Annotated in this window: 24 protein-coding genes; 12 read left to right on the forward strand and 12 right to left on the reverse strand. The window is 63.2% G+C overall.

Going from position 1 to position 25,995, the window contains the following annotated elements:
• Window positions 1–2,361 (forward strand): glycoside hydrolase family 3 N-terminal domain-containing protein, encoded by a 2,361-nt coding sequence (locus BLQ01_RS07900; RefSeq protein ID WP_091550985.1) that lies wholly within the window; start codon window positions 1–3, stop codon window positions 2,359–2,361.
• Between the two features lie 129 nt (window positions 2,362–2,490).
• Window positions 2,491–3,003 (forward strand): GNAT family N-acetyltransferase, encoded by a 513-nt coding sequence (locus tag BLQ01_RS07905; protein ID WP_091550987.1) that lies wholly within the window; start codon window positions 2,491–2,493, stop codon window positions 3,001–3,003.
• Window positions 3,004–3,147: 144 nt separating this feature from the next.
• Here BLQ01_RS07905 and BLQ01_RS07910 read toward each other — a convergent pair whose 3' ends face one another.
• Window positions 3,148–3,837 (reverse strand): SDR family NAD(P)-dependent oxidoreductase, encoded by a 690-nt coding sequence (locus BLQ01_RS07910; RefSeq protein WP_091550989.1) that lies wholly within the window; start codon window positions 3,835–3,837, stop codon window positions 3,148–3,150.
• On the reverse strand, window positions 3,834–4,523 hold the full coding sequence (locus tag BLQ01_RS07915; RefSeq protein ID WP_026542959.1) for a P-loop NTPase family protein: 690 nt from the start codon (window positions 4,521–4,523) through the stop codon (window positions 3,834–3,836). The genes BLQ01_RS07910 and BLQ01_RS07915 overlap by 4 nt, the downstream gene beginning before the upstream one ends.
• 97 nt (window positions 4,524–4,620) lie before the next feature.
• Here BLQ01_RS07915 and BLQ01_RS07920 point away from each other — a divergent pair, with 97 nt between their 5' ends.
• The 4 genes from BLQ01_RS07920 (at window position 4,621) to BLQ01_RS07935 (ending at window position 9,328) form a co-directional block, all read left to right on the forward strand.
• A complete protein-coding gene (locus BLQ01_RS07920; protein WP_091550991.1) occupies window positions 4,621–5,052 on the forward strand; it encodes a VOC family protein in 432 nt (143 codons plus the stop codon).
• A complete protein-coding gene (locus BLQ01_RS07925; RefSeq protein ID WP_091550992.1) occupies window positions 5,049–5,543 on the forward strand; it encodes a DinB family protein in 495 nt (164 codons plus the stop codon). Before BLQ01_RS07920 ends, BLQ01_RS07925 begins: the two co-directional genes overlap by 4 nt.
• Window positions 5,544–5,587: 44 nt before the next feature.
• Entirely contained in the window at window positions 5,588–7,606 is a 2,019-nt protein-coding gene (locus tag BLQ01_RS07930; protein WP_091550994.1) for an HNH endonuclease signature motif containing protein, read from the forward strand.
• Window positions 7,607–7,990: 384 nt separating this feature from the next.
• Window positions 7,991–9,328, forward strand: coding sequence for an amidohydrolase family protein (locus tag BLQ01_RS07935; RefSeq protein WP_091550995.1), 1,338 nt, complete (start codon window positions 7,991–7,993; stop codon window positions 9,326–9,328).
• Here the strand turns inward: BLQ01_RS07935 and BLQ01_RS07940 are convergent.
• From BLQ01_RS07940 to BLQ01_RS07960, 5 genes are read right to left on the reverse strand one after another with little or no spacing between them, the layout of a single operon-like run.
• On the reverse strand, window positions 9,325–10,050 hold the full coding sequence (locus BLQ01_RS07940; RefSeq protein ID WP_091550997.1) for a DUF624 domain-containing protein: 726 nt from the start codon (window positions 10,048–10,050) through the stop codon (window positions 9,325–9,327). The genes BLQ01_RS07935 and BLQ01_RS07940 overlap by 4 nt on opposite strands.
• 8 nt (window positions 10,051–10,058) lie before the next feature.
• Complete coding sequence (locus BLQ01_RS07945; protein WP_091550998.1) at window positions 10,059–11,708, reverse strand: ABC transporter substrate-binding protein; 1,650 nt, start codon at window positions 11,706–11,708, stop codon at window positions 10,059–10,061.
• Window positions 11,709–11,713: 5 nt separating this feature from the next.
• Window positions 11,714–12,583: a carbohydrate ABC transporter permease gene (locus BLQ01_RS07950; RefSeq protein ID WP_026548039.1), complete on the reverse strand. Its 870-nt coding sequence runs from the start codon at window positions 12,581–12,583 to the stop codon at window positions 11,714–11,716.
• A gap of 56 nt (window positions 12,584–12,639) precedes the next feature.
• Window positions 12,640–13,620 (reverse strand): ABC transporter permease, encoded by a 981-nt coding sequence (locus tag BLQ01_RS07955; protein ID WP_091551000.1) that lies wholly within the window; start codon window positions 13,618–13,620, stop codon window positions 12,640–12,642.
• A complete protein-coding gene (locus tag BLQ01_RS07960; protein WP_091551002.1) occupies window positions 13,620–15,695 on the reverse strand; it encodes a beta-galactosidase in 2,076 nt (691 codons plus the stop codon). Before BLQ01_RS07960 ends, BLQ01_RS07955 begins: the two co-directional genes overlap by 1 nt.
• A gap of 643 nt (window positions 15,696–16,338) precedes the next feature.
• Between BLQ01_RS07960 and BLQ01_RS07965 the strand changes: the two genes are divergently transcribed.
• Complete coding sequence (locus tag BLQ01_RS07965; RefSeq protein ID WP_091551167.1) at window positions 16,339–17,091, forward strand: ArsR/SmtB family transcription factor; 753 nt, start codon at window positions 16,339–16,341, stop codon at window positions 17,089–17,091.
• 99 nt (window positions 17,092–17,190) lie between these two features.
• On the opposite strand, the gene BLQ01_RS07970 is transcribed toward BLQ01_RS07965, so the two are convergent.
• Window positions 17,191–18,192 (reverse strand): nucleoside hydrolase, encoded by a 1,002-nt coding sequence (locus BLQ01_RS07970; protein WP_091551003.1) that lies wholly within the window; start codon window positions 18,190–18,192, stop codon window positions 17,191–17,193.
• Between the two features lie 127 nt (window positions 18,193–18,319).
• Window positions 18,320–19,741 carry an MFS transporter gene (locus BLQ01_RS07975; RefSeq protein ID WP_091551169.1) on the reverse strand — a complete coding sequence of 474 codons (1,422 nt, stop codon included), beginning with the start codon at window positions 19,739–19,741 and terminating at the stop codon, window positions 18,320–18,322.
• Window positions 19,742–19,924: 183 nt separating this feature from the next.
• Here BLQ01_RS07975 and BLQ01_RS07980 point away from each other — a divergent pair, with 183 nt between their 5' ends.
• From BLQ01_RS07980 to BLQ01_RS07995, 4 genes are read left to right on the forward strand one after another with little or no spacing between them, the layout of a single operon-like run.
• Window positions 19,925–20,698 carry a GntR family transcriptional regulator gene (locus BLQ01_RS07980; protein ID WP_026548045.1) on the forward strand — a complete coding sequence of 258 codons (774 nt, stop codon included), beginning with the start codon at window positions 19,925–19,927 and terminating at the stop codon, window positions 20,696–20,698.
• A 33-nt stretch (window positions 20,699–20,731) separates the two neighbouring features.
• Window positions 20,732–21,616, forward strand: coding sequence for a PfkB family carbohydrate kinase (locus BLQ01_RS07985; protein ID WP_091551005.1), 885 nt, complete (start codon window positions 20,732–20,734; stop codon window positions 21,614–21,616).
• A 54-nt stretch (window positions 21,617–21,670) separates the two neighbouring features.
• The gene (locus BLQ01_RS07990; protein WP_026548047.1) at window positions 21,671–21,937 is read left to right on the forward strand and encodes a type II toxin-antitoxin system Phd/YefM family antitoxin; all 267 of its coding nucleotides are present in this window, start codon (window positions 21,671–21,673) and stop codon (window positions 21,935–21,937) included.
• On the forward strand, window positions 21,934–22,326 hold the full coding sequence (locus BLQ01_RS07995; RefSeq protein WP_091551006.1) for a type II toxin-antitoxin system VapC family toxin: 393 nt from the start codon (window positions 21,934–21,936) through the stop codon (window positions 22,324–22,326). Before BLQ01_RS07990 ends, BLQ01_RS07995 begins: the two co-directional genes overlap by 4 nt.
• Window positions 22,327–22,340: 14 nt before the next feature.
• Here the strand turns inward: BLQ01_RS07995 and BLQ01_RS08000 are convergent, their stop codons facing one another.
• The 3 genes from BLQ01_RS08000 to BLQ01_RS08010 form a co-directional block, all read right to left on the reverse strand.
• Window positions 22,341–22,625, reverse strand: coding sequence for an acylphosphatase (locus BLQ01_RS08000; protein ID WP_091551008.1), 285 nt, complete (start codon window positions 22,623–22,625; stop codon window positions 22,341–22,343).
• Window positions 22,626–22,721: 96 nt separating this feature from the next.
• On the reverse strand, window positions 22,722–23,678 hold the full coding sequence (locus tag BLQ01_RS08005; protein ID WP_091551009.1) for a pullulanase X25 domain-containing protein: 957 nt from the start codon (window positions 23,676–23,678) through the stop codon (window positions 22,722–22,724).
• Window positions 23,679–23,834: 156 nt separating this feature from the next.
• A complete protein-coding gene (locus BLQ01_RS08010; RefSeq protein WP_026543115.1) occupies window positions 23,835–24,866 on the reverse strand; it encodes an adenosine deaminase in 1,032 nt (343 codons plus the stop codon).
• 82 nt (window positions 24,867–24,948) lie between these two features.
• On the opposite strand from BLQ01_RS08010, the gene BLQ01_RS08015 reads away from it, so the two are divergent.
• The gene (locus BLQ01_RS08015) at window positions 24,949–25,863 is read left to right on the forward strand and encodes an MSMEG_6728 family protein (RefSeq protein WP_026548050.1); all 915 of its coding nucleotides are present in this window, start codon (window positions 24,949–24,951) and stop codon (window positions 25,861–25,863) included.
• The last annotated feature ends 132 nt before the right edge of the window (window positions 25,864–25,995 follow it).

Genomic DNA, 25,995 nt, shown 5'->3' on the forward strand with positions numbered 1-25,995 from the left:
GTGAGCACCGGCGCCGCCGATCAGCAAGCACTTGCCCGCGTTCCGGCGTCGGACGTCGTAGAGCACCTCATCCGCGAGATGACCCTCGAGGAAAAGCTCGCCCAATTGGTGGGCGTGTGGGTCAACGCCTCCACTGACGGCGATTCCGTGGCTCCCCTCCAAAGCCAGATGGCGGGAGACGCCCGTTCCTGGGACGAGATCATCGCTGACGGACTGGGGCAGATCACGCGCATGTACGGCACCGTTCCCGTGGAACCGACCGAAGGCGCCCGACGCCTGGCCGCCGCACAGGAACAGATCATGGCCGCGTCCCGGTTTGGCATCCCGGCCCAGGTTCACGAGGAATGCCTGGCCGGCCTTGCAGCATGGAAGGCCACAGCGTTCCCAGTTCCCCTGGCTTGGGGCGCCACGTTCAACCCGGCACTGGTCAAGGAGATGGCAGCCCGGATCGGTAGCAGCATGCGGTCCTTGGGCGTCCATCAGGGCCTGGCCCCGGTGCTGGATGTGGTCCGCGACCTCCGTTGGGGCCGCGTGGAGGAGACCATCGGCGAGGACCCCTATTTGGTGGGAACCGTCGCCACTGCATACGTCCAAGGCCTGGAATCCACGGGCATCGTCGCCACGCTCAAGCACTTCGTGGGCTACTCAGCTTCCCAGGCCGGGCGCAACCACGCGCCCGTCTCCATGGGACCCCGCGAACTCGCCGACATCATGCTGCCGCCGTTCGAAATGGCGATCCGTCACGGCGCTCCCCGTTCGGTAATGCACGCTTATACCGACGTCGACGGCGTACCGGCCGCCGCGAACCGCGCACTGCTGACCGGGCTGCTTCGTGAGGAATGGGGTTTCACCGGGACTGTGGTTGCCGACTACTTCGGCGTTGCCTTCCTGGACGTCACCCATGGCGTGGCCGCGGACTCCGGTGACGCCGCCGTGCTGGCCCTAAGTGCCGGCGTCGATGTTGAACTGCCTACCGTGAACTGCTTCGGCGAGCCACTGCTGCGTCGTATCCGCGAAGGCGCGCTGAACGAATCCGTAGTGGACCAAGCCCTGCGCCGCGTGCTGACCCAGAAGGCGGAGGTCGGCTTGTTGTCGCCGGACTTCTCCCCTGTTCCGGCGGTGTTGGCTGTTCCTGCGGGACCGGGTGTGATCGACCTCGATCCCGCCGAAAACCGGGAGTTGGCGCGCCAATTGGCCGCACAATCATTGGTGCTGCTGAGCAACCGGGACTTCGCTGAAGCTCCCGCTCTACCCCTCGGTCACGTCGGTTCACTGGGCGTGGTGGGTCCCTTGGCCGATGACCCCTTCGCGATGCTTGGCTGCTACTCCTTTGACGCCCATGTTGGAGCCTCCCACCCTGAGGTGCCCATGGGGATCTCCGTTCCATCCGTGGCCGGCGTTGCTTCTGGACGCTTCGGCTCTGTGGCCGCGTCGGTCACCGGAAACTGCGAGGCCGCCACCGAGGAACAGATCTCCGAAGCCTGCCAGGTTGCAGCCTCCGTGGACACCTGCGTAGTGGTTGTGGGCGACAACGCAGGCCTGTTCGGCCGGGGCACCTCGGGCGAAGGAAACGACGCCGCCGACCTCCGCCTGCCCGGCGACCAACACAGGATGCTGGACCGTATCCTCGCGTCCTGCGCTGAGTCCGGAACGCGCGCAGTGGTGGTTGTGTTGAGCGGCCGCCCGTACGCTTTGGGCGACTTCACTGACCGCGCCGACGCGATCATCCAAGGGTTCTTCCCGGGCGAAGAAGGAGCCGAGGCGCTCTGGGACGTGCTCACCGGGATCGTCAATCCGTCCGGCAAACTTCCTGTCTCAGTGCCACGGTCCCCCGGCGGCCAGCCCGGCACCTACCTGCATTCCAAGCTGGCCGGTCCCAGTGGTGTCAGCGCCCTGGACCCCTCGCCGCTGTTCGGTTTCGGGCACGGCCTGTCGTACACAACGTTCGAGTTGACCGGCCATCAGTGCAGCGCGCCCACCATGTCGACGTCGGACTCGGTCACGGTCAGCTGCACGGTCACCAACACCGGTTCCCGTGGCGGCGCCGAAGTTGTTCAGTTGTACCTGGAAGATCCGGTGGGCGAAGTGGTCCGTCCCGTCCGCGAGTTGATCGGCTATGCCCGCGTCGAGCTGGAAGCCGGCGCGTCCGCCGTCGTCGATTTTGTGGTTCACGCCGACCGCACCTCCTTCACCGGACTGGACCTTCAGCGCGTGGTGACGCCCGGGCTGGTGAAGCTCCACGTCGCCACGGCCAGCACCGCCGACGCCCATACACATGAGGTGATCCTGCACGGGCCGCGCCGCGTGGTGGGGTTCGAGCGGGAAATGCTGACCCCGGTGGAGCTGCGGCCCCTGCCCTGATCGGTGTACGGCCACCACCCACTTTGGACTCCATGCCGGGCTAATGCAGCCAATAGCGGTTGTTTATCGGGGCCGCGGAGCTGAAAGTGGGTGGTGAAGACACAGCCCGACGACGGGTAGGCTTCGGGAATGCTCCCCCACCCCACGCCACGGCTGCGCTTCCGCGAAATGACCATGGCCGATCTCGATGCGATGAGCTCGCTGCTGGGTGATCCCGAGGTGATGACGTACTACCCCGCTCCCAAAACCCGCGACGAAGCGGCTGCCTGGATCCAGTGGAACAGGGACAACTATGCCCGCGACGGGCACGGGTTGTGGATTATTGAAACGCACGACGGCGGATTTGTCGGGGACTGCGGGTTGACATGGCAACAGGTCAACGGGCGGTCCGAGCTTGAGGTTGGTTACCACGTTCGCCGGGAGCTGCAGGGCCGGGGGTACGCCTCGGAAGCAGCCTTGGCATGCCGGGATCTTGCGCGGGACGTCCTCAGGGTTGAGCTCCTTGTTGCCATCATCCATCCGGACAATATCGCGTCGCGCCGGGTCGCTGAGCGGCTGGGGATGCGGCACCTAGAGGATGATGCGGGCGGGTCCGGGAGCAACCCCATTGTGCGGACCGTGATGGGCGTGGAGCTGGATTAGGGTGTGCCGTCACCACCCACTTTGGATTCCGTTAGGCCGTAATACACCCAATTTCGGTTGCACCGCGGCCTATCCGGGTTCAAAGAAGGTCAGGAAGCCACGCCTCCACTGCAGGGAAGCGCCGAAGTGCAGCAGTCCACCCCACTACCAGGCGAGGTCCGCCGCTCCGAGGGACACAAATCGAGGCGACACGCGGTCCCCCGAATCCACCAACTCCCGCAGCTCGCGGGCGGCCAGCCGTGGATCCTTCGAGGCATCGGATTGCCCCATCCCCGTGGCCAGCTTTCCCGGGTGAACAGCCCAACAGCGCACTTGGCCGGCGAGGTCCTGGGCGAGGGAGATGGTCAACATGTTTTGCGCAGCCTTGGAGATTTTGTAGGCGTAGCTCGTGGAAAGGTCCGAGTAGTCGCCCCTGGCCTGCGCCGCCACTGAGCCCAGGCGGGACGTGACGTTGATGATCACCGGATCGGGCGCGGCCAACAGGTTCGGCAGGACGGCCTGCACCAGGCGCAAGGGTCCAGCGACGTTGACGTCGACGGCGTTCATGACGCCTTCCGCTGCAATGTCGCCCAGCCCGGAGTGCCGTGCTCCCTGGGCGGCATTGTTGATCAGCACGTCGATTGGGCTGTCCCCGAGGGCTGACATCAGCTCAGCCGATGGCTCATGCCGGACATCGTGGGTGATTGTGGTGACGTGCTGCCGATCGGCCCACTCCGCGGGTGTCCGTGTGAGCGCGACAACCGCCCATCCGGCGTCGGAAAATTCTTCCACCAATGACTTCCCCAGACCGCGGCCGGCACCGGTAATGACCGCGAGCCTTTTCCTGGGCGTCAAGCGAACCGCACGTCAGTGTCCGGGTCCTTGCGGGAATCGAGCATGCTGACGATTTTGCTTTCGAGTGCGGCAACCGTCGCCTCCGGCAGGACAATCAGGCCGTCGAGTTCCTTGCGGGCACGCTTGTATGCGGTTTGGCGCTCGGCCGGGGTGGCGGCAGTGTCTTCGGCGATGCGCAGCAGCTTCCTCGCCGTCGCAAGTCGTTGGCGTTCGGGGCCACTGAAGTTGCCGTCCTTGATACGCCGGGCTTCCCGCTCGGCCACATCAAAAGCGAGTTCGTAGCTGTGGACGGCCGCACGGTATTCAGCCAGCCGGGCCGGCGTCGAAATCTCTTCAGGGGTGGCGGGCCTTAAGCCGTCGGCCTCTTTCTTGGCGCGCAGGAAGGCGACTGTGAGGGGTTCCCTAACGTCGGTCATGAGCGGGAAATCAATGAGGTTGCCGACGTCCAGCTCATAGTCGAGCCATTTGTGGTTCACGGAATCGTGAGCGGACATCAGCGAAACGACCTCGGCCTGGTTGGCTTCCTCGTGCACCGCCAACTGGTTCTGCAACTTCAACAACTCCACTTTGCGGCGGTGCCGTTCCTCGCTGGCCTTGGACCACGACCGTGCCCAGCCACCAGCCATCGCGCCGATAGGAAAAATGAGCCACCAGACACTGCCAAGGAAGTCGAAGAGGGGTTCCACTGCTCCATCCTCCCACCGGCTTGGACCAGGCCTCAACAGGCCGGCAGGACTCGCGCGGCGGGTATCGCCGTCGTACCTTCCCGTTAGGCTTTCCCTTATGGAACAGCGACTGCATTTCCTCACGTTCGCCACGCCGGACCTCGACGCCGCCCGCGACTTCTATCGGGACGGGCTCGGCTGGGATCCGGCCATGGATGTTCCCGGCGAAATTCTCTTCTTCCAGATTGCGCCGGGGCTGATGCTCGGCCTGTTCGATGCCGACAAGTTCGATCAGGACCTTGACGCCAGCACTCCTTCCCCCGGCGTTAGCGGAGTGACGCTCTCCCACAACGTGGGCAGCGCGGCTGAGGTGTCCAGCACCATCGAGGCGCTGGCGGCGGCTGGTGCGACGGTTTTGAAACCGGCGCAGGCAGGAGCTTTCGGCGGCATCTTTCACGGGCACGTCAAGGATCCGAACGGCATCATCTGGGAGATCGCTCATAACCCCGGTTGGAACATCAACGACGACGGAACGGTGGTTTTCGGATGAGCGCACTGCCGCACACGTTCACTGAGGACGTCATCAACCAGGACGCCCGCACGCAGTTTGATACGTTCCTCGACGAGCACCGCCGGGCCCTCAACGAGTGCCTCGACGGGCTCACTGAAGAGCAAGCACGACGGCGGCTGGTCGCCTCGCGCACTACGCTCCTGGGCTTGGTGAAACACGCAACCTTCGTGGAGAAGGTGTGGTTCGACGAAGCCATCACGTGCCGATCCCGGGCAGAGATCGGCATCCCGGCGACGCCTGATGAGTCCTTCATCCTGGAAGATCACGACACCATTGCCAGCATTCAACGCGCCCATGCGGAAGCTTGCTCAGAGTCCAGGGAGGCGGCCTCATCCCTTGGGCTCGATGACCTTGTGCTCGGGAACCGCCGCGGACCGCTTCCCCTCCGGTGGGTCTACCTTCATATGCTCCGCGAACTGGCACAGCATTGCGGGCATGCGGATATTTTGCGTGAGCAGGTCACTCGGTAGCGGAGGGTCCTAAAAATGTCAGACCCTCCTGACACGATGTTTTTATGGAAGATGCAGGGCAGGTATCGGCACTAAGGGCGCAGACGTCCCCTGCTGTGGCTGCCTTGACCGCTGTCCGGTCACGACGCTTCTTGAGCATGCCCGACTTGCTGAGGGCCGGATTCAAGGATTCGACGGCGCCGCTGACCGTCAGCGTCGGATTCCATGACGCTTGGATCCCGAAGAAGCCGGCTAAGCGCGCTCCGTCTCCGGCCGTTGCCACGCACAGCTCCGGATCGAGCCCGGCCCTCCAACCGATCCAACGTTTCGATGCTACGCAGTCGAAACACCTTTCATCTGCCGCGCTGGACCTGAGGGCCCTTCTGAACGACAGTGCGGCCCTTCTGGACTCCGCACGCGTGTCTGCTGCCGACGAAGCTTCTCTTTTTGCGTTTGTTGAGGCTGCTGATTTTGCTGGCAGGGTGGAGGAGATCGCCCGGTCCGTTGAGTATTTACAGGTCGTGGCGGCGCAGGCTGTGGAGCGGACGCGGACGGCAGCACAGCAGTCGAGTCGGGGGACGTTGTCGGCAGCGACGGAATGGCGGACGGGGTGGGTCGAGCCGGTGCCGGTGACGGAGCAGGGATCCGAGGGCGCAGCGGCTTCCCAGTCCTGGACGGGAACCAGCAGCGCCCAGGCTGGCAGCGCTCAGGCTGGCAGCATCGAGACCGGAGCGAAAACAGGGTCCGAGACTGCTGTTGCGGGATCGGCCGGTGTCTTGGATGACGGGTACCGGAACGCGGCTGAGTTCTTGCGGGCACGGTTGCGGATCGGGATCGGCGAGGCCCGGCGCAGGCTCGCCCTCGCCCCGGATGTCCTCCCCCAACCCGGCATGACCGGCCAGGACATCCCTGCCCGACGCGGGATCCTGGCCGAAGCCCTGGCCACCGGAGAACTACCGTCCCGGTCAGCGACCATCATCAGCAGCACCCTGGACAAAATCCGGAACCTCACCGACGACGCCACCATCACCCGGATGGAACACGCCCTGACCAAAACCGCAGTCGAGTCCGACCCGGACTTCGTCACCAAAATGGCCAAACGCTGGACCGACCGCATCGACCAAGACGGACCCGAACCTACCGAAGAAGTCCTCCGCCAACACCAAGGCGCGTTCCTGCGCCGCCGACGCCGCTACGGCCTGCACCACATCGAAATCTTCGCCACCACCGAACAATACGAAACCCTCACCACCACCATGAACACCGCCACCAACCCACGCCTGACCACCACAGGCGCCGGTAGGGTCACGGCCGCTGGTGCTGGCCCCGGTGTTAGTGCTGGCGCCAGTGTTAGTGCGGGCACTGGGGCCGGTGCGGGTCTGGGTGCTGATGCTGGCTTCGGCGCTGATGCTGGCCCTGATGCCGGCGACGGCCCTGACCTTGACCGGCGCTCCCGGGCACAGAAACTCCTGGACGGCCTCACCGGCGCCTGCAACCTCGCCATGACCACCGCGAAACTACCCTCCAACGGCGGACTCCGACCCCAACTCACCGTCACCATCGACTACAACGAACTCTTCGATCAACTCACCCACCAAACCAGCACCAGCACCGGCACCGGTTTAGGCGCGGGCTCCGGCACAGGCACAGGCACAGGCACAGGCACAGCGACGTTCGCCGGACCCATCCACCCCAACACCATCCGCAAAATAGCCTGCGACGCCGACATCATCCCCGTCCTGCTCGGCAGCGAAGGACGCATCCTGGACATCGGCCGCACCACCCGGATCTTCCCACCCCACATCCGCAAAGCCATCATCGCCCGCGACGGCGGCTGCGCCTTCCCCGACTGCACCATTCCAGCACCCTGGTGCGAAGCCCACCACACCACCTACTGGTCCCACGGCGGCACCACCTCAACACACAACGGCACCCTGCTCTGCAGCCACCACCACCACCTCATCCACAAAGAACAATGGCGGATCGACATGAAAACCGGCGTCCCCTGGTTCATCCCCCCACCCCACATCGACCCCAAACAAAAACCCCGACGCAACCACCACCACACACCCCAACGAACCTAAAGGGTGTTGCGCGGATGCGCCGCGATCTTGGGTGAGCGTGAACTTTGCGGGTCGAAATTTGGGAGGGCCAGGCGACGCGATATTTGCTTTCGGGCCGCTTCCCCGTGCCCGCGATGTGCGCCCTGCGAATGCCACCGCGGTAGACCAGCAGAGCGCCGGCGAATAAGATCAACCGCACGCTGGTAGGGGCCCGCACCGAAGCCGGCGATGAGAGGCCCGTGGTGCCCCGAAGTGGTTGCCATTTGGCATACCAAACATGCTGTTGATCCTGAGAGTTTCTCGTTATTGCTTGCGTCACACCTCTACGCTGAGGCATTCTGGAATACCAAATGCTCAACCGCAGGTAAGTAGCGGCCGGGCAGCTCGTTCCCCAGGAGTCCAATCATGTGCCTTCACGATCACACCTCAGCACCCAAACCCGAGGGTCAGTTGCCCCGCCGTGGCATCCTCGCCGGTGCTGCAGCATTGGCCGGAATCTCTGTTGCCGGCATTGCCGCGCAGCTGGCTTCAGCGCCGGCTGCCGTCGCCGACAATACGCAGTCGGCTCCAAACTACCCGGGCCGGCCATTGACCACACAGGCCCTAATCATCGAGGGCGGAACCGTGGTGGACCCAAAAACCGGCGATGCTGTGGCCGATGGGGTGGTAGTGCTCGACGGCGGCAAGGTCGCCGCCGTCGGTACCCGGGACGAAACGCGCAAGGCTGTTGCCGCCGTCGCGAACCGTGCCCGCAAACTCAACGCCTCGGGTAAATGGGTCCTCCCAGGACTCGTCGATGCCCACGTCCACGCCAACGCTCTGGCCGATGCCCGCGCCCTCCTGCAAGGCGGTGCCACCAGCGTACGCAGCGGTTCGAGCACTTTCTACCAGGACATTGCCCTCGCGGCCCTGCCGTCGTGGGCTCCTGGCCTCTCACCCAGGATGACGCCGGCGGGACTGTTTATTTCACCGGATCAAGGGGATTCCCTTTTGGCTGATCCGGATTTGGCACCCTTGGCGACCCTCAGCGGTGGTGTGAAGGAGCCGCAGGACCTCGCGTACCTCACCCGCATCAACCTCAAACGGGGCGCCGAGGTCATCAAGACCCGCGCCAACCCGCGGGCTGGCATTCCCGAACAGGATCCCCGTGAATTGGTCTACAACGTGGACCAGATCGGCGCGATCGTCAAGGCCGCCAAGGGAGCCGGTGTCCTCTGCCACGCCTACAGCGCCGAAGGAATCGATGGCGCCGTCCGGGCCGGGGTTCGCAGCATTGAGCACGGCGTCTTCATGACGGAAAAGACCATCCAGGAAATGGCCCGTCGCGGTACCTTCTTTACGCCCACCATGGACGCCATCACCAGCATGGCCCGCTCCGCCAACCCCATCCTGGCAGCACGCGGAATCGAGTACACGCCCATCCTCCAGGCCGCCGTACGGGCGGCCAAGGACGCTGGAGTGACGATCGTGGCCGGCACCGATTCCTTCGGAACGGATGTGACGCCCATTGGCACGGAAGCGCGTTTGCTCGCCGAAGCCGGGCTGACCCCGTTGGAAGCATTGCAGGCAGCCACCACCAATGCGGCGCGGTTGCTGGGCCGTGGCGAAAATGTTGGTCGCTTGGTTCGCGGCTCCATGGCGGACGTCGTGGTGGTGGATTCGGATCCCCTCACTGACGGCTCGGCCCTGGAAAAGGTCAGCACGGTGATCGCTCAAGGTGCTGTGGTGCGGACCAACCTCTAGCCCGTCGCGGAGGAACCCGCCGGGGAGTAGCCGGCCGCTGAAACCTCTGCAGCCACGGTGAACCTCTCTTCCACCAACGCCAGAAGCGGGCGGGAGTTCAAGCACAACAGGTAAAGGATCAGGCCGCCGATCAACAGCAGCAACCACACGCTGCTGGTGATCAGCGCGAAGCCAGCAACGAAGAGGATCCCTACGTTCCCGAAGGCTACCCGCGTCCGGGCTCCAATGGTGTAAACCGACAACCGGTAGATGTCCACAGTGCGGAAAGTGAAGCGGGACAGCAACAGCATCGCGTGCACAGCAGCAGCGCTCACCACCAGGCCCAGGCCCACCAGCCCGACCCGGGCAGCAACCGTTTCAGGGTTGCTGCCCGGCAGGCTGCTGAGATTGGCAGCAATAATTGCAAGGAGCGCTGCGTAGGGCAACCAAACCACCAAGGCTTGGCCGAAGTTGCTCCGGTATGACTTCACGAAGTCGCCGAACACGCCGGTGTCCTCACCGGCGATGAGTCGGTTGAAGGCGTAACAGCAGGCCACCAGTGACGGCCCCACCAGCACGAAGCCCAACAATGCGGCAGGACCCACCAGCCCGGCCAGCAACGGCATGAGTACCACCAGCACATTCGCCAGCACCAGCAATGCCCCGCCCACCATGACGCCGTACACCAGGCCCGCTGCCTTGAACAACGGGCCGGACCCGTACTGGGCTTCCTTCGCAGCCATCGGAAGGGCTACTTCTTGTCCGCGTAGGCCTTGTAGGCCTTGTTGGCCAACTCCACGTATTTGGTCTGGCCCTTGCTGTCGAGTTCCTTGACGTAGGCGTCGAACTCGCCCAGGGCCCGCTGCCCGGTGATGAACTTGAGAGCGTTCTGCTTGACGTGGTCCTTGAGCGGGGTGAGCGCCAGTGTTGCCTGTTCCCGGTCAACGTCGTTGAACGGAACGGGCGGGGGCACCGGGCGGGGCTTTTTGGACTTCATTGCCTCCTGGAACGCCAGCTCCTCTTCATTGAACGTCGAGTGCAACAGTTCCGTGGCACCGCCGTAGGCGAAGTTGCCACCGGAGAAGCCATAGTCCACCCGGAGATCCTTGGTGCCGGCGGGGTTGAGGCCCTGGAAGTTGATGTCGGAAGCGAGTTGACGCTTACCGCCCGACTTGGTGAACGTGGTTCCTTCCACGCCCCACTTGCTGAACTCCTGGCCGGCGTCGCTGTAGAACAACCAGTCGATGTACTGGATCAGTGCCACGAAGCTGTCTTTGTCCTTCACGGAAGAGTTCAGCATGATGCCGTTCTCCAAGCGGGTGCCTCCAATGACGTCACCTTCCGGGCCCCCGGGAACCGTGATCTTGCCGATCTCGAAGTTGCCCTTGCCCATGGACTGCTCCATGGAGGTGCGGTACGTGATGACATTCTGGGAGTTGGCGCTGATGACGAACGACTTGCCGGAAACAAACTTCTGGATGGCCGAATCGTCGGTCTGGGTGAAGCTTTCGGGGTCCATCAGGCCCTCGGAGACCAAGGAGTTGAAGTAGGTCACCAAGTCCTTGAACTTGTTCGAGCCGGCGGCGAAGCCGAACTCCTTCTTGTCCTCATCGAACTGCAGGCCGTCCACCAGCCCCCACCCGGCCTGGGTCCCGAAAGCCGCACTGGCAATATTCAGGACACTGTCGCCCTTGAACCGGTCGGAGTAGGGCACCACGTCAGGGTAGGCCTTCTTCAACGAGCGCAGGACCTCCCTGAATTCATCCCACGTGGCGGGTTCCTCAAGGCCTTCTTTCTTCAACACATCCTTGCGGAAGCAGAGGGAGTAATCCGGCCAGAGTTCCTCGTGCAGGCCCGGGAGGACGTAGTACTTGCCGTCTTCCTGCGTCAGTCCTGCAATCTCCGGCTCAAGCTTCCACTTCTTCACCTTCTCCTGGAAATGCGGCATCAGGTCCACGTAGTCACTGACAGGCAGGACGGCCCCGGCGGAAACAAATGCTGCTTCCTGTCCCGGGTAGGTTTTGGCGATGATTTCCGGGGCGCTGCCGGAGCTGATGAGCAGGCTGCGCTTTTGCTCGTAGTCGCTGTTCGGCACGATGGTGGGTTCCAGGGTGACGTTGTTGTCGCTGGCCATTTTGGTGAACAGCAGCCAGTCCTTCTTGTACGGGTAGGTGGGCTGGTCGGAGAACAGGAATGTGAACGTCAGCGGCTCCGTCGCCTTGAACGTGTCACCGACGCCGAAGCTGTCCATCGCACCCTTGCGGGACTTGGAGGTGTCCACCTTTTCGGTGGTTTCGGCGTCGCAACTGGTCAGCATGAGGCCGATGGTGACAACGGATGCGAGTCCAAGAAAATCTCGTCTGCGCAGCTCAGGTTTGTGGATCATTGGATGTCCTTTCATAAGGGTTATTCCTTGACGGAACCGAGCATGACGCCCGAGAAGAAGTACTTCTGCACGAAGGGGTAGACGCAAAGGATGGGGATGACGGTCAGGACGATGGTGACCGATTGGATGTTGGCGGCGATCTGGCCGACGTTCTCCGCTGTTCCGCCGGCTGAGCCCGCTGTGGTGACTCCGGCGATCATGTTGCGCAGGTAGATGGTGACCGGGAAAAGGTCGGGGTTGTCGAGGTAGAGGAAGGCCTGGAACCAGGAGTTCCAGTTGGCCACGGCGTAGAACAGGATCATGGTGGCCACGATTGCCTTGCTGAGCGGCAGCACCACCCGGAACAGCACCCCGTACTGGGTGAGTCCATCGATCGATGCTGCTTCTTCCAGTTCGCGGGGCATGTTCTCGAAGAACGACTTCATGATGAGCAGGTTGAACACACTGATCGCGTTCGGGAGCACGACGGCCCATATGGAGTCCCTCATGCCCAGGGAGCTGATGAGCACGTAGTTGGGAATCAGGCCGCCGTTGAAGAACATGGTGAACACGGCCAGGCCAATGAAGACGCTGCGTCCTTTGAGGTCCTTTTTAGCGATCGCGTACGCGAAGGCAGTAGTGAGGACCATGGAGATGGCCGTCGCCACAACGGTGTACAGGACGGTGTTGCCGTAGTTGTTCCAGAAGGTGGAGTCAGCCAGGATCAGCTTGTACGTCTCAGTGTTGAAGCCCATGGGGAACAGGTTGACCTGCCCCGCGTTGATGAACCCTTCGCTGGAGAATGATTGGGCGATGATGTTCAGGAACGGATAGACCGTCAGGAACACCACCAGCAGCAGGAACACCAGGTTGAACGCCCGGAAGATGCGCATGGCACGGGAGACTTTCATGTCTTTCACCAGGACGCCTTGGGCGGCGCCGCCCTTGGTTGCAGTAGCTGTTTTGTTCACCACAGGCTCGTTCCTGCGAGGCGCTTGGAGATCGCGTTCGCTGAGAGGATCAGCGTGAGGCCGATGACGGATTCGAACATTCCGATTGCGGCCGCATAGCTGAAGTTGCTGGATTCCAGGCCCACCCGGTACAGGTAGGTGGAGATGACGTCTGAGGTTGCATAGTTGAGCGGGTTGTAAATGAGGAGGATCTTCTCGAAGCCCACCGCCATGAATGTGCCGATGTTCAGGATGAGCAGGGTAATGATGGTTGGCCTGATGGCCGGCAGCGTCACGTGCCAGGTCTGCTGCCAGCGGTTGGCACCATCGATCCGGGCCGCCTCATACAGGGACTCGTCCACCCGCGTCAGCGCTGCAAGGTAGAGGATGGCGCCCCAGCCCATGGTCTGCCACACCTCGGAACTGATGTACATGGGCCGGAACCAGCCGGGATCCTGCGTGAAGTTCACAGTGGTGCCGAACAACGACTCCGCGATTTGGTTGACCGTGCCGTTCATGGAGAAGTTCTGCAGGATCATCCCGGCGATGATCACCACTGACATGAAGTGCGGCAGGTAGGCCACAGTCTGGACGAACTTCTTGAACTTCTGCGACCTCAACTCGTTGAGCATCAGGGCGAAGATAATCGGCATCGGGAAGCAGAACACCAGGGTCAGGACACCCAGGATGATGGTGTTCTGAAAGGCCTGCCAGAAGCTGGGATCGTTGATGAACAGGGTGACGTATTTGAAGCCCACCCATTTCTCGCCGAAGATGCTGCCACCGGGTTGGAACTGACGGAAAGCGATCACGTTGCCGGCCATGGGCAGGTATCTGAAGATCAGCAGATAAAGCAGGGGCAGCGCCAGCAACGTGTACAGGCGCCAGTCGCGTTTGAGGGCCAGCTTCCAGCTTCCGGGCTTGTCGCGGCGCTTCTTGCCGGCACCGGTCTCAGGGCCGGCCACTGCCTTGGGCGGAACATCAAGTCGCAGTGCCATTAGTCAGCCTCCCGTCCCGTTGTTTCGTCAAGGATCAGGACACCGTTGGCAGGGAGCTCAACCAGCCCGCTGACCGCGCGTCCGCTGAGGCGGTCCGTGCCGCCGTCGAGCACGTCCACCATGGACGGAGCGTCGTTGTGGTTGAGCACCATGAGGAAACTTCCGGCGGTGCCCTCAGCTGAGGTGCCAGTACGACGCCGGACCTGGACTCCGGCGGGCGTCTTCAGTTCCGGTTCCACACCGGCGGTGCTCAGTTGGTCCGCCAATATCTGGTTTAGCAACCCGTCATCAATTCGGGCCGATAAGTACAGTGCGGTGCCCCGCCCGAAGGAGTTACGGGTGACGGCCGGGGTGCCGGCGAGGCGGCCCGACGAGTAGCTGGCCAGGACCTCCGCAGATTCAGCGTGCAGGTGCTCGGTCCAGTAGCTCGCGGAGGAGGTGCCGCCGTCGGCCGTTGAGAGCTTTACTTGCTCATCCGCGCCGGCGAGCGGGTGCATTTCCTCGCTCCAGGCGCCCAGGACGTTCCTCAATGCCCCGGGGTAGCCGCCCAGCCGGACGGTATTGTCCTGGTCCACGATCCCCGAAAGGTAGGAGACCACCAGCTGTCCGCCGTCGGCGACGTAGTCCTCGAAACGCCGCGCGGCGTCGTCAGTCAAGAGATACGACGCCGGCATGACCACCAGGCTGTACCCGGAAAGGTCGCTGTTGGCGTTGACGAAATCAACGGTGATGTTGGCATCGAACAGCGGGCGGTAGAAGCGCAGGACCTCCTGGGCGTAGTTCAGGTCCGACCTCGGTGAGTTGCCGAGTTCCAACGCCCACCAGCAATCCCAATCGAAAACGATGGCCACCTTGGCCGTGGACCTGGTGCCCGTCAGGTCGCCAAGGGACTTCAACTCTTGGCCGAGCTCGCAGACTTCCCGGAAGATCCGGGTGTTCGGTCCGGCGTGGTTCACCATGGCCGAGTGGTAGCGCTCCGTGCCGCCCTTGGCTTGCCGCCACTGGAAGAACAGGATGGAATCAGCGCCCTGGGCTATGGCCTGGTATGAGCCGAGCCGCATCTTGCCCGGGAGTTTGGAGACGTTGACAGACCACTGGCTGACGGCCCCGGTTGCCTGCTCCATGACCATCCAAGGCTGTCCGTGGCGCAGCGACCGCATGAGGTCGAAGTTCAAAGCAGCAGCAATGTGGGCGTCGTCCTCCCGCGGGTCCGGGTAGATATCCAGCGCTGCAGCATCTTCCTCGGCTGCCCAGGCCCAGTAATCGTTGGTCTTGTAGAAGCGCATGAAGTTCGTGACGATCGGCAGGTCCGGGCTGTGCCGGCGGAGGATGTCCCGCTCGGCCTTGAAGTGCTCCAGCATGCTGTCCGAGGTGAAGCGGTGGAAGTCCAGGCGTCGCGACGGGTTGGACCAGGTGCGGGGTTGGGCAGGGACGCGGACTTGCTTCCAGTCGGTGTAGAGCTGACCCCACACCGTGGTGCTCCAGGCCTGGTTGAGCTCATCCAACGACGAATACTTCCGCTGGAGCCACTCACGGAACGCCTTCTCAGCCCACGGACCATAGGACACGGGTCCGTATTCGTTGCCGACGTGCCACATCCGCAGCGCAGGATGGCTGGCGTAGCGCTCGCCCATCTTCTCCGCCAGCGCCAGGGACTTGGCGCGGTAGACCGGGTGGGATACATCGAAGTGCTGCCTGGAACCGAAGCCGAAGATGCTCCCGTCCGGACGCTCAGGCATGATGTCCGGGTGCTGCTCCACCAGCCAAGCCGGGGGTACGGCATCCGGGGTTGCCAGGTCTACGCCGATGTCGTGCGAATGCATGAGGTCCATGACGTCATCCAGCCAGCCGAAATCGAAAACGTCATCGCTGGTTTCAAGCCGGCTCCATGAGAAGACCGCCAAGGTCACCAGGTTTACCCCGGCCTGCTGCATGAGTTTGGCGTCCTCAAGCCAGACTTCGCGTGGCCATTGCTCGGGGTTGTAGTCCCCGCCGTAGGCTACGCCGCCTATTCGTTGGTGCAGTTGCCGCAGCCGCGCCCCGGCTGTCCGCAAGTCCTCTGGGTGGATGGTCATCATTGTCCTTCACTCGGCCTTCGTCGCCCTGAACAACAGTGCGACGCACATCACACAGAGAAACTATCGTAAAGTTTACGCAATAACAACAGGTTGATATCGGAAACCCGTGAGTAACATGAGAGCCCGGGAAATAACGGATAATCAAGCGTTTGGCGGGGTTTCGGGCCGATGGATCGCAGTAGTGGCGGGTGTAGATCAACCTGAAAGCAGTTAAGTTTCCGACCCTTCATGGAAACTATCGGAGGCTGCCGGCGGCTCGGACCATCGCTGGCGGGTCATTGCTCTGCCGGGCTAGCTACCCTGTCGGGCGCACTGCCGAGTTCGTGGGTAAGCCTGCGGGATCGCGGGACCGGAACGGCGATCCAACACGCTTCCCGCGATCTCGCCGCCATCCCCGCACGCTTCCCGCGATCTCGCCGCCGTCCCAGCACGCCCCCGGCCCGCTTCCCGCGATCTCGTTGGCATCCCGTACGCTTCCCACGGTCTCGCCGCCATCCCCGCACCCTTCCCGCGACCTCGCCGCCATCCCCGCACATACCGGCCCGCTTCCCACGATCTCGCTGGCATCCCCCACGCCCACCCGCGGCCCAGGACCCAAAATCCATTGACACGTTACCAAAAGGTCACCTATCCTGAGGTCATGGACGCCGTGTTCAAGGCCCTGGCAGACCCCACCCGCAGGGAATTGCTGGACGAGCTCTTCCGCGAGGACGGCCAGTCCGCGTCTGCCTTGGGCGCCCGGTTCGAAATGACCCGTTTCGGCATCGCCAAGCACCTCAAGCTCCTGGAGGATGCCGGACTGGTTGTCACCCGCCGTCGGGGTCGTGAAAAGCTGCACTTCCTCAACCCGGTACCCATCCGCCTCATCCACGACCGCTGGGTGAGTAAATACTCAGAACCATGGGCCGCTGCCCTCAGCGACCTCAAATCCAGATTGGAAAGTCCCATGGAAAAGATCTTCGAAATCTATATCAAGACCACCCCGGAACGGCTCTGGGAAGCCATCACCACCAGCGAGATCCGCAGCAAGTACCAGTTCGGGAACACGCTGAGCTCCGATTGGACGCCGGGCAGCCGCTTCGAAATGCGGAACCCCAAGGCCGATGCTCCGCTGGGTGAGGGCGAGAACATCGAGGTTGATCCCCCACGCCGGCTCGTCCAAACCATGCAGTCGCTGTGGGGCGAGGATGTCAAAGCCGAGGGCACCTCGCGCATCACCTGGGAAATCGAACCCGTGGGCGATTCCTGCCACCTCACCGTCACGCACGATCAGCTCCGCGAAGGCGCAAACGACCAACTCTACGGCGGCTGGCCCATGATCCTGTCCGGCCTCAAGACCTGGCTCGAGACCGGCGAAACCCTGACCACCCCCGGCTCGCTCATGTACGCGTAGAGGGCCCGAATAGCAGCGGGTTAAAAGAGGACGACGACGGCGGGCCGCTGCCGCCGTCGTCGTCCTCTGTCACTCTTCCGCCTGTCACTCTTCCGCCACTCAGGCGACAGGTTCCACTGCCCTTATCACTTCAGATTCCGTCAGCCAGGCCGCCTGCAGGGTTCCCAAAAGGTGGGGCGCGAAGTCCTCGCCGATTTCCAGGACCACGCGGCAACGTGCGCCCCGCTGATCCGGCAGGCCAGCATAAAGTCCTCGGAGATCGCACACTGTCTGTCCGCGTCCCGGTCCGTCCGTAGTGTCCACCTGGACGCGGACGGTTGGTGCCGAGGCCAGTTCCACTCCCCTGACGGCGATGGCGGCGGCGAGGGGGTCGTGCATGGCAGAGCATGCCCGGCCGAAGATATCGACGTAGAAGCCGAAGTAATAGCCCAGCATCTGGCCCAATGCCTGCGAGACGGGGTGCTCGTTGGCGAGCAGTTCCTGGCGGTGGTTTTCCTCCAGGACGTTGGTCATGGTGACATCCAGGGGTACCAGCGTCACGTTCCAGTCCGCGGCCAGGACCTCGGCTGCAGCTTCGGGATCGTTGGCGATGTTGGCCTCGGCCACCGGCGTAATGTTGCCCGGTGCCAGCGCCGCGCCACCCATGATGGTGACCCCGGCAACGAGTTCGGGCAGCTTGGGTTCCAGGCGCAAGGCCTGGGCAATGTTGGTCAACGGGCCAATCGCCACCAGCTGCAACTCCCCCGCGTACTGGTGCGCCAACTGGACCAGCAGTTCCGCTGCGGTAGCCTCCACCGGTTCGCGGTGGGACCGGACCAGGTCCACTCCACCGATGCCGTTGTCACCGTGGACGTGCGGGGCGCCGCCGTGGAAAGTACCAATCTGGGGATCGTGCGCCCCGATTGCCACGGGAACGTCCGGGTGGCCGGCCAGGTTCAGCAGGTCCAGGGTGTTCCGGGCACCACCGGCTGCACTGACGTTGCCGCTGACGGTGCCGATACCCACCAGGTCTGCCTTCGGAGAGGCCAGGAGGTAGGCGAGGGCCAAGGCGTCGTCAATGCCGGTATCGCAGTCGAGGAAGAAGGGTGCGGGCTGGGTCATGGTGGTCTCTCGTTTCAGGTGAAGCGGGCTGCAGTTGTGCGGTGTGCGGTGAGTGCAGCGTGAGGGGTTTGCTTGGGTGCCCAGTTGGGGTGCGCCAAGCGCTAAAGCCTGGTGCCGGCGTCGTGCGTTAGATCTTTTCGCCCTTGGGGGCTGCAATAAAGAGGCTGACGATGAAAGCCAGTGCCGTGATGGACACTGAGATCCACAAGGCTGTGGAGTAACCGGCTGCAGTGCCGAGGCCCGCGAACGGTGCAACGATCACGACGCCGAGACTCGCCCCGATGCCGAACGAGGCACCGTTGATACCCGGCAAGGCAGCGGGCGCTTCCTTGGGCGAGAGCAGCACGGACAATCCGTTGATCGCAGTAAGGAAGAAGCCGTTGTAGAAGACGCCCAGCGCGGCAATGGCGATGAGGACCGCCACTTGGTTGTGGGAGAACAGAGCAGCGACGATTGCGCAGGCGAGGCTGGTTGCCGTGCCCACGCGGACGGTCTTGATCCAGCCACGGCGGTCGGCGATCCAGCCGGCGAGCGGAGCGGCAAAGACGCCGATGAGGGCTGCAGGAGTCAGGAACAGCAGGGCGGCAACCGACGCGGAGAGGCCAAAGCCGTTCTCCTTGTCCTGGCTGAGGAGCACCACGGTGAAGTTGATGATGGCGAAGATTCCGGCGAGGGTCAGCACGGTAGTGGCGATGACCGGCCAAACCTGGCGTGAGCGGAGGTGGTGGACGGCAACCAGCGGGGTTTCGCGCTTCTTCTCGATGAGCCAGAACGCGGTGAAGGAAGCGATGCTGCCCGCGAGCAGGCCGAGCGCGGCAGGTGAGGTCCAGCCAGCCGAGGAGCCCGTGGACACGAAATAGGTGATGAAGACCAGGAACACCGACAGCGAACCCGCACCCCACCAGTCCATCCGGCCGGGAGCGATGGCGGATTTTCCGCCGGGAACCACTTTGATGACACACACGACGGCGATCGCGGCCAGAACCAGCACGGCAACAAAGATCGACTGGAAGCCCAGGGTCTCGGCCATGAGCCCGCCGAAGTAGCCGTCCACTCCGCCAACGCCACCGTTGATGGCCGCGATGATGCCGATGGATGTTCCGAAAAGCCGGGCGGGCAGGTACTCGTTGAGCACGATGTAGGAGAGCGCAAAGATGGCGCTCGAGACGCCCTGCATGAACCGGCCAGTGACAAGCAATGGCAGCGTGGGCGCGAAAATGCACAGGACGGTTCCGACGGCCATGACAGCCAAAACCAGCAACAAAGCGTTCCGGCGGCCGATGAAGTCGCTCCACCGCCCGATCACGGGACCGGAAATTGCTCCTGCCAGGAAGAACATGGACTGAACCTGCGCCACGGCTTCAGGGGATTCGCCAAAGAAGGAACCGATATGCGGCAGTGCCGGGGTGATCATGCTGGCGTTGAGCTGGAAGGCCAGCACGGCCAGGACCAACGTGGTGATCAGCAGCGCAGCGGCTTTGCCATGGAAGCGGCCCTCGTCCGTCTGCTCAGTTGTTGCTGCCGATGCTCCCGGGGGTTGGGTGTTCACGGGCTGCCCGTCTACTGTGTTCGGGCCTGTCGCGGTGGGGATGTTCACATCAAACTCCTTTGTCCGAGGGCGCGGGGCGGCGCCACGAGATGTGAGTTGTTATACAAGCATGTATTACGAGCTTGTGCAACCTATCACAGTCATCCGGTACAGTGTCCGTAACCCATCCCAAGTGAGGCACCCTTGACCGACAACGCCGTCCAGTTCCTGTCACGACCCATCGCTGCCCAGCCGGGCCAGCCCTTGCGCGTCGCAGCCTACTCGCGCATAGCCGAAGCCATCAGGACCAAAATCCTGCCGCCCGGCTCACTGCTGCCCACCGAGACCGAACTGGGCACCATGATGGACGTCAGCCGCACCGTGATCCGGGAAGCCCTGATGTTGCTCGAAGAAGACGGCCTCACCCGCGCACGGCGGGGTGTTGGCCGCTTTGTTGCCGACTCACTCCCCCGCATCGGAATCGAGCACATCCGCCCCTTCGATCAACTCCTTGGCGGAACCGAGCAAGACATCCAGGTCAAACGGGTTGCGGCCATCAAACAGCCGGCGTCCGAATTCGTGGCGCCCGGCATCGGAGTCCAGCCCGACCAGGATGTGTGGTTCTGGGAGAGCGTACTGATCCGCAACGGCGAACCCGTTGCCCACCTGCAGGAAAACGTGGCCCAGGAAATACCCGAAGCCGAAGCGCTCGCCGACGCAGCAGAAGCACCCACGTTGTCCGCCTCGACACTCCTCGAGGTCCTGGGCGGGCTCCCGGGCATGTCCCTCGGCCCCGGCGAATGCCAGATCAGCCTCAGCACCGCCGGCCCCAGCCGCGCAAAGCTGCTGGGACTGCGCCCCTCCGACCCCGTGCTGGTCCTCACCCAATACGTTCGCCGCAACGGCAATGCGTTCTACCTTGCCAAATGCCTCGTAGCTGCCAAGGCGGGCCACCTCTCCGTCATCCAGTCCTCCTGATTTACCTCCCCGATCTTCCGTAAAGGACCTTCCATGAGCACGCCCCTCCAGCCTGCTGCGCCCTCTTCCCTGACCGTAGTGGGCAGCATCAACCTCGACATCACTGCCACAGCCGAACGACTCCCCTCCCCCGGTGAAACCGTGGGCGGCGGAGTCCTCCGCCAGCAGCCCGGCGGCAAGGGCGCCAACCAAGCCGTTGCGGCGGCCCGGCTCGCCGGCACCTCCCGCATGGTGGGGGCAGTGGGCCAGGACCACGCCGGACTCAGCCTCATCAGCGCCATGGCAGGTGCCGGCGTCGACGTCCAGGACATCGCCCGCGTGGATGCGGCCACGGGCACCGCCCTGGTGCTGGTGGACAGCAACGGCGAGAACCAGATTGTGGTGTGCCCGGGAGCCAACGCGGACGTGGCCCTGGAGGGCGTGACCTTCGGTGCAAACGAGGCCGTTCTCTGCCAGCTCGAAGTGGACCAGGACGTCGTCTTGGAAGCCGCGCGGCAGGCCAAGGGCTTCTTCGCCCTGAACGCCGCCCCTGCGGCACCGCTCATTCCTGAACTCCTGGAGCGCTGTGACCTGGTGATCGTGAACGAGACGGAGTATGAGCTGATCCCCTCTCTTCGTGACGCCCCGATGGTGGCAGTGACCTACGGCGGGGATGGATCGGCCATCTTTGTCGACGGCGAACGGGTGGCCGAGGCTCCTGCCGTGCTTGTGAACGATATCGCCAACACCATCGGAGCCGGGGACGCCTTCTGCGCGGCACTGGTCCTGGCACTTCAGTCCGGACTGGAGTATGCACACGCTTTGGCTGTCGCCAATGCCGTTGGAGCGGACGCCGTCCGGGATGCCTCATCGCAGCCGGTTTTGAAGCCGTTGGAGCACTACATCGAGGCGACGAAGACCGCTGCCCAGCCCGCTTGATACGCGCGAGGGGTCTCCAAAACCCGCGTGCTACGATTGCTACGGAGGCAAGCCATGACAACTATTCCGCACCGGGAACTACGCAACCAGAGCAGTAAGATTCTGGAACGCGTCAAGAATGGGGAAGTCATTGACGTCACCAACAATGGCGAGGTGACGGCCACCCTCATTCCTCCATCAGCTTCGCCATTTGAGCGACTTCTCCAAGCGGGCAGCGTCCGGCCCGCCAGTGAGTCGCCTGTGGACTTCACTCTCCTGCCTCGCATCAGCAGCGACATGACCACAGCCGAGATCCTGGCCGATCTGCGTGGCGATCGGTGATCGCCTACGTAGACACTTCAGCCGCCATGAAGTTGGTGGTCAATGAACGCGAGTCCTCGGCCGCTGCCGCCTACTTGGTAGAGGTAGCAGCCTCCGGAGGTCACCTGGTGGCCTCCATGCTCCTTTACACAGAGCTGCACTGCGCGGCCCGTCGCAGGAATATGCCGTTCGACGTTGTCAATGCCGTTTTGGCCGGCATCAATCTGGTGGACGTAACCCGCTCAGATCTCATGTATGCAGCTGCCCTTCCGGGACAACTTCGCAGCGCCGATGCCATTCATTTGGCCACAGCCATTCGGCTCCAGACCGACAAGTTGGTTGCTTATGACCATGAACTGCTCCTTGCCGCTACAGAATCAGGCCTGACCACCACGTCGCCAGGGGCGTAGCATCCGCTGACTCGTTAGTCCACAATCCGGAAGTCGCTGAACTCCCCTGTTGCTTCGGAGAGCTCAAGGTCAACATTCTCCACACGGCCGGGCGCGCGGGTGGAGTGGAGCCATGCCACGAGGTGCTCAACGTCGGAGACAGTTCCCTCGTCAACCAATTGCACAGAGCCATCGTGGTTGTTACGGACCGTTCCCTTCAGCATGAGCTCGTCGGCTTTCCGGGCAGTCCAATAGCGGAAACCCACGCCTTGGACAACGCCGGTGATGCGGGCTGTGACGCGCTGGGCTTGGTCAGTCATGGAACCACCTTAACGAAAACCTGCCCCTGTCCGTCCCACTCACCGTTGAACTGGGAGTGGAGCGAACAAGGGCAGGTTTGATGCCGGCAAAGGAACTTAGCTGACCACGATGTCCCGGGTAGCGTGGCTGTACGTGATGGTGACCGGGCCGCCGTCGTGGTTCAACTCGTGGTTGGCGCCGTCGCGGGCACCGAACGCACCATAGTTCTCGTCCCACGAGCGGTTGAGCGCGATCTTGTAGGTGTAGAAACCGGCGGGCAGTTCAGCCGTGATGGTCCATACCTGGACCAGCGGGTTGAACTCCATCTGGGCTTCGTCATACTGCGGCGCCCAATCCTCCGGAGCACCGAGGATCTTGTTGAAGTCCCCGGCAACCGCTACGGCGTCCGGCTGCGGCAGGGTTTCGACGGCGGGAGCCGCCGCTGCTTTCACCGGCGCCTTGCGTGTAGCCTTCTTCGCCGCCGGCGCCTTCTTCTGCGTGGGTGCAGACTCCGCAGCTGCAGCCTCGGTGGATGCAGACTCGGCGGGTGCAGCTTTGCCCGTGGCAGCTTTGGCCCTGGGTGCCGAGACCCTGGCGGCAGCAACCTTGGGCTCAGCCACGTCGGTCGCGGCAACTGCGGGCCCGGTTGCCTTTTTGGCTGCAGCCCGTTTGGTGGCTGCCTTTTTCGCCGCAGGCTTCACTGGCGGGGCCGTGGGAACGGCGACGTCGGACGGAACCGGAGTTCCGGCGTCGAGCGCTGCTCCAAAGGCGGCCGCATCCGGGAAGGCCACTGTGGCGCGCAAGCCGTCCTCCGGAATGGTCCAGCCAGAACGGCCCTTCACCAGCCAGCCGGCCTTGACCAGCTTGGCCGACGCCGATGTCAGGGTCTTGTGCCCGCGGGGGATCCCCCCACTGAGCAGCTCAGCCTCGTGATCATTGAAAGGTACGCGGACAATCGCTTCGGCCAGGACTTCGCCTGCGTTGAGGGTGGTCTCGGACCACACACTTTCAGCGAGGATGTCCAGTACGGCCTTCAGACGAAGGTTGGTGTTTTCGGCGGTGTTCGCGCCCATGCTTCTCCTTCAAAGGTGATTACTCTCTTTGCAGTTTGCCAATGAATTGTTAATTCCCGCGACTGCAGAACGTAAACACCGTGTGTCGTGACTGAGTGTGACATCCCCGACGCCGCAAGTGATGGACGGGTCTCAGCTGGGACGCCGGCGCGCGGCTTAAGGGTGGGGTACCGAGGCTTTTACCCACTCAGTGACCTCGTCCAGCAGGACGGATTTCCGCGCGTCACTGGCGAACGAGGAACGGATGGAGTTGGCAGCCAACGTGGCCTGCTCCGGCACCGAGAATTCCAGGACCTTGGCCAGCTGCTCAAAGTTATCGTCCACGTAGCCGCCAAAGTAGGCGGGGTCGTCCGAGTTCACGCAAACATTCAGGCCGATGGCCAGCATTTCGGGCAACGGGTGGTCAGCCAACTTGTCCACTGCACGGAGCCTAACGTTGGACAAGGGGCAGACCGTCAGCGGCACCTGCTCGGCCACCAACCGCTGGACCACCTCGGTGTCTTCCATGCAGCGGATGCCGTGGTCAATCCGCTCCACGTGAAGCACGTCCAACGCCTCGGTGATGTAGCTGGCCGGGCCTTCTTCTCCCGCGTGGGCTATCCGGCGGAGCCCGGCCTCGCCGGCGCGCTGGTACAGGCGTTCAAATTTCGACGGCGGATTACCCACCTCTGCCGAGTCCAGACCGATGCCCACGATGGGCGCGTGCATGGCAAGGAGCTGATCCAAAACCTCCAAGGCGGAATCCTCGGACATGTCCCGCAGGAATGCGGCAATGAGCAGCGTAGAGACCCCGAAGTCCTCTTCCGAGGTAGCCAAGGCGTTGGCCACTCCGTTGACGCAGGTTTCCAGGGCGACACCGCGGGAGACATGCGCTTGGGGATCCATCATAATTTCCGCGTGGCGCACTCCCCCGGCGGCAGCCCGCTCCAGGTAGGCACGCGTCATGTCGGTGAAGTCCTGCTCTGTCTGCAGCACAGCCATGTTGGCGTAGTACAGGTCCAGGAAGGACTGCAGGTCCGTGAACTGGTACTTCTCGCGCAGTTCCTCGATGTCTTGGTACGGCAACTCAATGCCGTTACGTTCGGCCAGGGCAAAGATCAGCTCTGGCTGGAGAGTCCCTTCGATGTGCAGGTGCAATTCGGCAACCGGGGGCGCCGTGGTGACAGTTTTCTCGTCAAAAGTTTCCACCCTGCAACTCTAGGCCCAACAATGGCACGTGTCCCGGAGCACTCAACTTGGTTCTCACGCCCGGCACCCTCAAACTGAAAGGATGCAGACTTTCCTCCCTTTCGCCGATTTCCGTGAAAGTGCCAAAGCCCTCGACACTTCCAGGCTCGGCAAGCAGCGCGTCGAAGCGCTCCAGGTCCTCCGCGCGTTGGTGATCCCGGAGTACGGTTGGCAGCAGCACCCGGCTGTCCGGATGTGGATGGGTCATGTCCCCGCGCTGACCATGTACGGCCTGGCCATGGCCGACGAATGGATGGAACGTGGGCACCCGGACAACACGCGCGCGAACATCGCCGAGTTCGCCCCGCAGGCAGCCCACCCGGACTATGCCTCCCGGATTGTCATGCCGCCGTGGCTCGGATACGAGGACCTGCACCTCAGCCACCGGTCCAAGCTGCTCAGCAAGGACCCCAAGTACTACGCACAGCTGTTCCCGGGCACGGAGGAAAAGCTGGAATACGTGTGGCCTGAGCCCAAGCACGAGTTCCACCCCGAGGACCCGGAAGAGGACCGCCTCCTGATCCTTCGCTCCAATGTCGAAGACCTCCGCCCGGAGCAACTCACCGTTGTGAGCATGCCCCCGCACGGCAAGGCGAAGGCAACACCGGCCACGGACCCTGACGAGTACCAGTTTGTGTACGCCGAGGAGAAGTCCCGCCGCCAGGTGGGCGGTCCCAAGAAGCGGCCGGTTGCACCCCCGGAGAAGAAGCCCACGCGGAAGCGCCAAGCCCAGGAGCGCGCCTTCAACACCTTGCCCGGCAAGACGGAACTGGCGGTACCCTTCGACAACGGCCAGACATTCGCCGTTGGTTTGATCCAAGGCCGACCCATCACTGTGGATGGCCGATTTGCCCGCAACTTCGAAGTCACCAACGTGATCAAGCGCTCCGACTTCGACTACCCCGCGCTCCTGCAGGATCCCCGGGTCTTCTTTCCGGTGCCCGCGCCGGCGCTGTAGCGGCACCACCCAATAACGCACGACGGCGGCAGCCCGGGTTCTGTTCTTACGGAACCCGGGCTGCCGCCGTCGTTATGTGTTCTGTGTTCTGTGTTCTGTGTTCTGTGTTCTGTGTTCTGTGAGACGGTGGGT

The organism is Arthrobacter sp. UNCCL28 (genome assembly GCF_900102805.1).
GTDB classification, from domain to species: domain Bacteria; phylum Actinomycetota; class Actinomycetes; order Actinomycetales; family Micrococcaceae; genus Arthrobacter; species Arthrobacter nicotinovorans_A.

Bases quoted from the DNA above. Each gene is read 5' to 3' on its own strand.
- BLQ01_RS07905 (WP_091550987.1), top strand. From the start codon at position 2,491: ATGCTCCCCCACCCCACGCCACGGCTGCGCTTCCGCGAAATGACCATG.
- BLQ01_RS07920 (WP_091550991.1), top strand. From the start codon at position 4,621: ATGGAACAGCGACTGCATTTCCTCACGTTCGCCACGCCGGACCTCGAC.
- BLQ01_RS07925 (WP_091550992.1), top strand. From the start codon at position 5,049: ATGAGCGCACTGCCGCACACGTTCACTGAGGACGTCATCAACCAGGAC.
- BLQ01_RS07930 (WP_091550994.1), top strand. From the start codon at position 5,588: ATGGAAGATGCAGGGCAGGTATCGGCACTAAGGGCGCAGACGTCCCCT.
- BLQ01_RS07935 (WP_091550995.1), top strand. From the start codon at position 7,991: ATGTGCCTTCACGATCACACCTCAGCACCCAAACCCGAGGGTCAGTTG.
- BLQ01_RS07940 (WP_091550997.1), bottom strand. From the start codon at position 10,050: ATGGCTGCGAAGGAAGCCCAGTACGGGTCCGGCCCGTTGTTCAAGGCA.
- BLQ01_RS07945 (WP_091550998.1), bottom strand. From the start codon at position 11,708: ATGAAAGGACATCCAATGATCCACAAACCTGAGCTGCGCAGACGAGAT.
- BLQ01_RS07950 (WP_026548039.1), bottom strand. From the start codon at position 12,583: ATGAAAGTCTCCCGTGCCATGCGCATCTTCCGGGCGTTCAACCTGGTG.
- BLQ01_RS07955 (WP_091551000.1), bottom strand. From the start codon at position 13,620: ATGGCACTGCGACTTGATGTTCCGCCCAAGGCAGTGGCCGGCCCTGAG.
- BLQ01_RS07960 (WP_091551002.1), bottom strand. From the start codon at position 15,695: ATGACCATCCACCCAGAGGACTTGCGGACAGCCGGGGCGCGGCTGCGG.
- BLQ01_RS07965 (WP_091551167.1), top strand. From the start codon at position 16,339: ATGGACGCCGTGTTCAAGGCCCTGGCAGACCCCACCCGCAGGGAATTG.
- BLQ01_RS07970 (WP_091551003.1), bottom strand. From the start codon at position 18,192: ATGACCCAGCCCGCACCCTTCTTCCTCGACTGCGATACCGGCATTGAC.
- BLQ01_RS07985 (WP_091551005.1), top strand. From the start codon at position 20,732: ATGAGCACGCCCCTCCAGCCTGCTGCGCCCTCTTCCCTGACCGTAGTG.
- BLQ01_RS07990 (WP_026548047.1), top strand. From the start codon at position 21,671: ATGACAACTATTCCGCACCGGGAACTACGCAACCAGAGCAGTAAGATT.
- BLQ01_RS08000 (WP_091551008.1), bottom strand. From the start codon at position 22,625: ATGACTGACCAAGCCCAGCGCGTCACAGCCCGCATCACCGGCGTTGTC.
- BLQ01_RS08005 (WP_091551009.1), bottom strand. From the start codon at position 23,678: ATGGGCGCGAACACCGCCGAAAACACCAACCTTCGTCTGAAGGCCGTA.
- BLQ01_RS08015 (WP_026548050.1), top strand. From the start codon at position 24,949: ATGCAGACTTTCCTCCCTTTCGCCGATTTCCGTGAAAGTGCCAAAGCC.